Source organism: Immundisolibacter sp. (genome assembly GCF_041625615.1).
In the GTDB taxonomy this organism is placed as follows: domain Bacteria; phylum Pseudomonadota; class Gammaproteobacteria; order Immundisolibacterales; family Immundisolibacteraceae; genus Immundisolibacter.
Map to the genome: position 1 here is coordinate 1 of NZ_JBFJTF010000181.1, position 3722 is coordinate 3722.

Consider the following 3722-nt stretch of genomic DNA (forward strand, 5'->3'; position numbering starts at 1 on the left):
CACAGCGCCACGCGGCGCTTCTCGCCGCCGGAGATCTTCGTCACGTCGGCGTCCCCGGGGGGCAGGCGCAGCGCGTCCATGGCGATGTCGAGGTGCCGCTCCAGCTCCCAGCCGTCCGCGGCCTCGATCCGGTCCTGCACCTCGCCCTGGCGGGCCAGCAGCTTCTCCATCTGCTCCGGCGTCATCTCCTCGGCGAACTTCGCGCTCAGCTCCTCGAAGCGGTTCAGGCGCGCCTTGCTCTTGGCCTGGCGCCCCTTGGGGTTCTGGCGTACCCATTCGAGTTCCTGGGAAATCGCCTTCTGGCGCGCCGATTCGGAGGATTCCTCCTGCTTCAGGCGCTGTTCCTTCTGCTCCAGCCAGGCGCTGTAGTTGCCCTTGAAGGGAATGCCACGGCCACGGTCGAGCTCGAGGATCCACTCCGCGACGTTGTCCAGGAAGTACCGGTCATGCGTCACCGCCACCACGGTGCCCGAGAAACGGTGCAGGAACTGCTCCAGCCACTCGACCGATTCGGCGTCCAGATGGTTGGTCGGCTCGTCCAGCAGCAGCATGTCCGGCTTGGACAGCAGCAACCGGCACAGCGCCACGCGGCGCTTCTCGCCGCCGGACAGATGCTCGATGTGCGCCTCCCACGGCGGCAGGCGCAACGCATCGGCGGCGACCTCGAGCTGCACCCCGGCGCTGTCGCCGTCGGCGGCGGCGATCTCCGCTTCCAGGCGGCCCTGCTCCTCGGCCAGCTTGTCGAAGTCGGCATCCGGCTCGGCGTACGCCGCATAGACCTCTTCAAGGCGTTTTTGCGCCGCCAACACCCCGCCGATGCCGGCCTCCACCGCCTCGCGCACGGTCTGCGTGGGATCGAGCTGCGGCTCCTGCGGCAGGTAACCGATCTTGATGCCCGGCATCGGCGTCGCTTCGCCCTCGATCTCGGTATCGACGCCGGCCATGATGCGCAGCAGCGTCGACTTGCCGGCGCCGTTCAGGCCCAGAACGCCGATCTTGGCGCCCGGAAAGAAGGACAGCGAAATGTCCTTGAGGATTTCCCGCTTGGGCGGCACGACCTTGCCCACGCGGTTCATGGTGAAAACGTATTGAGCCATGACCCGGATGTAGTTCTTGAGGAAACCGCCAAGGATAAAGCAAAGCCATGACCGCCGACGGACTGGCGGGGAACGAAAAAAATCTGTCACAACCGTAACAGCACGCCCACCCGCGCGTTTGTGTCACAGCCGGCCGATCGGCGGCCGGTGTGCTTCCAAGTGACCTGGAGACGAACTCATGAGTGACGCGAACAAACTGGCACACGCCGCATTTGCCGCGGTGCTGGCGTTGGGACTCAGCGCCGCCACCGGCACCGCGGTGGCTGCCGACATGGAGAAGTGCTACGGCATTGCCAAGGCAGGCAAGAACGACTGTCAGACAGCCAGCTCATCGTGCGCTGGCACGGCCAAGGAAGACCGTCAGCCGGACGCCTTCATCGCCGTGCCCAAGGGCACATGCGACAAGATCGCCGGCGGCAGCACCACGCCGGGCGAGTAACTCCTGTGGCGGCATCTCACCGCCCGGGCGTGGGCCCGATGCCGGCGCTAGCCGGCATCGGGCTGCGCGCGCCACACCATGACCCGCTGCTGGTCGACCGACCGGCCGTCGGCTTCGTCGAGGTCCACAGCGAAAACTACTTCAACGCCGGCAGCCCGCCACACCGCGCGCTGACAGCGACCCGCGCCCACTACCCGGTCAGCCTGCACGGCGTTGGCCTGTCACTGGGCTCGGACACGCCGCTGGCCGATCACCTGCATCGGCTCGCTGACCTGGTGCGCCATATCGAGCCGACGCTGGTGTCCGATCACCTGTGCTGGTGCGCCGCCAGCGGCGTACACCTGAACGAACTGCTGCCACTGCCCTACACCGAGGAAGCCCTGGACCTGGTGGTGGCACGCATCGGTGCCGTTCAGGACGCGCTCGGCCGGCAGATCCTGGTCGAGAACGTGTCCAGCTATCTCGAGTTCAGCCACTCGACCATTGCCGAGGCGGAATTTCTAGGCGCGGTGGCCGAACGCGCCGATTGCGGCATTCTGCTGGACGTCAACAACGTCTATGTGAGCGCCTGCAACCACGGCTGGGACGCCCTGGCCTACCTCGACGCGCTGCCGGCACAACGCGTCTGGCAGCTGCACCTGGCCGGCCACCAGCGACGGAGCATCGACGGCGCCACGCTGTGCATCGACACCCACGACGGGCCGGTAGCACCGGCGGTCTGGCATCTGTACGAAGCCACCCTGGCGCGTCTGGGACCGCGTCCGACGCTGATCGAATGGGATGCCGAGTTGCCGCCGCTGGCCACGCTGTGCGATCAGGCCGGGCAGGCGCAGCGGCGACTCGACCAGCACATGGGAGCGGACCGTGCCGTCGCTGTCTGAGCTGCAGACCGGCATGGTCGCCGCCATCCTGGGCGGTGACGATAGCGCTGCCGCCCACGTGCGTGGCGCCGGCCTGCCACCGGCCCGGCGCCTGGCGGTGTACCGCAATGCCGTGCGCGTACGCCTCAAGGACGCACTGGCCGACGTCTATCCGGTGCTGCGCCGGCTGGTCGGCGACGACTGCTTCGACGGCATTGCCAACGAATACCTGCGCCGGCACCCGCCACGCGAAGGTTGGCTGCAGTCCTTCGGTGAACACATGGCGGCGCTGTGTGCGGACCTGCCCGTGCTGTCGGGCCTGTCCTACCTGCCGGACGTGGCGCGCCTGGAATGGGCGCGGCAGCTGGCCTGGCACTCCCCGGCCGTTGCACCGTTGGGCCTTGAGGCCTTCGCCGTGCCGCCGACCGAACAGGCCGCCGTTTCCCTGGACCTGCTGCCAGGCAGCACGCTGCTGCCATCCGCCTATCCGGTTGCGCGCATCTTCGAAGTCAACCAGCCCGACTACACGGGCGATGACACCGTCGACCTGTCGCACGGCAGCCAGACGCTGCTGGTCATCCGCCGCGACACCACCGTGTGCGTGGAGCGTCTGACACCGGCCGAAGCCGCGCTGCTGACGCTGCTGGCCGAAGGCGAAACACTGGGGCAGGCGCTGCACGCGGCGGTGTCGGCCGAGGACTCCTGCGCGGCCGGTGAGCTGCTGGCCCGCCACGTGGCCACCGGCACCTTCGCCGCGCTGCGCGTAATGCCTGCTGCGGAAGCCGCCGCACCGACGAGGAACCTTCCATGAACACGATCACCTGCGTCCTGGAACTGACCCAACGCCTCTACCGTGGTCTCGATCGCCTGGCCCCGGCTGCCGACCTGGCACTGCGGCTGTACGTGGCCAACATCTTCTGGAAGGCCGGCCTGGTGAAGATCCAGAGCTGGTCGTCGACGCTGTACCTGTTCGAGTACGAGTACGCGGTACCGCTGCTGCCGCCAACCGCAGCCGCGTACCTGGGCACGGGCATCGAGCTGGTGTTTCCGGTACTGCTGGCGCTGGGACTGACCGGGCGCCTGGCCGCGGCCGTGCTGTTCGCTTTCAACATCATGGCCGTAGTGTCCTATCCAGCGCTGAACGCGGCCGGAGTGGCAGATCACCAACTGTGGGGGTTACTGCTGGCAGTGCTGGTGGTACGCGGACCAGGCGCCCTGTCGCTGGACCGGCTGCTTTGGCCGCCTTTGCGCCGCCGTCTGGGCCTGCCTGCACCCTGCTGACCCGCCACCGCCGCCACGGCACAAAAAAGCCGCCACCCCGTACAG

Annotated in this window: 5 protein-coding genes; 4 read left to right on the forward strand and 1 reads right to left on the reverse strand. The window is 67.8% G+C overall.

What is annotated here, in order from left to right:
• Positions 1-1097: ATP-binding cassette domain-containing protein (locus tag ABYX71_RS11000; protein WP_372696541.1), on the reverse strand; the 1097-nt coding region annotated here is incomplete at its 3' end.
• A gap of 178 nt (positions 1098-1275) precedes the next feature.
• On the opposite strand from ABYX71_RS11000, the gene ABYX71_RS11005 reads away from it, so the two are divergent.
• Genes ABYX71_RS11005 through ABYX71_RS11020 form a run of 4 tightly spaced genes read left to right on the forward strand, consistent with a single transcriptional unit; the run spans position 1276 to position 3677 of the window.
• Complete coding sequence (locus ABYX71_RS11005) at positions 1276-1536, forward strand: DUF2282 domain-containing protein (protein WP_372696542.1); 261 nt, start codon at positions 1276-1278, stop codon at positions 1534-1536.
• 38 nt (positions 1537-1574) lie between these two features.
• Complete coding sequence (locus ABYX71_RS11010) at positions 1575-2417, forward strand: DUF692 domain-containing protein (protein ID WP_372696543.1); 843 nt, start codon at positions 1575-1577, stop codon at positions 2415-2417.
• Positions 2401-3207: a putative DNA-binding domain-containing protein gene (locus ABYX71_RS11015; protein WP_372696544.1), complete on the forward strand. Its 807-nt coding sequence runs from the start codon at positions 2401-2403 to the stop codon at positions 3205-3207. The genes ABYX71_RS11010 and ABYX71_RS11015 overlap by 17 nt, the downstream gene beginning before the upstream one ends.
• Positions 3204-3677: a DoxX family protein gene (locus tag ABYX71_RS11020; protein ID WP_372696545.1), complete on the forward strand. Its 474-nt coding sequence runs from the start codon at positions 3204-3206 to the stop codon at positions 3675-3677. The genes ABYX71_RS11015 and ABYX71_RS11020 overlap by 4 nt, the downstream gene beginning before the upstream one ends.
• The last annotated feature ends 45 nt before the right edge of the window (positions 3678-3722 follow it).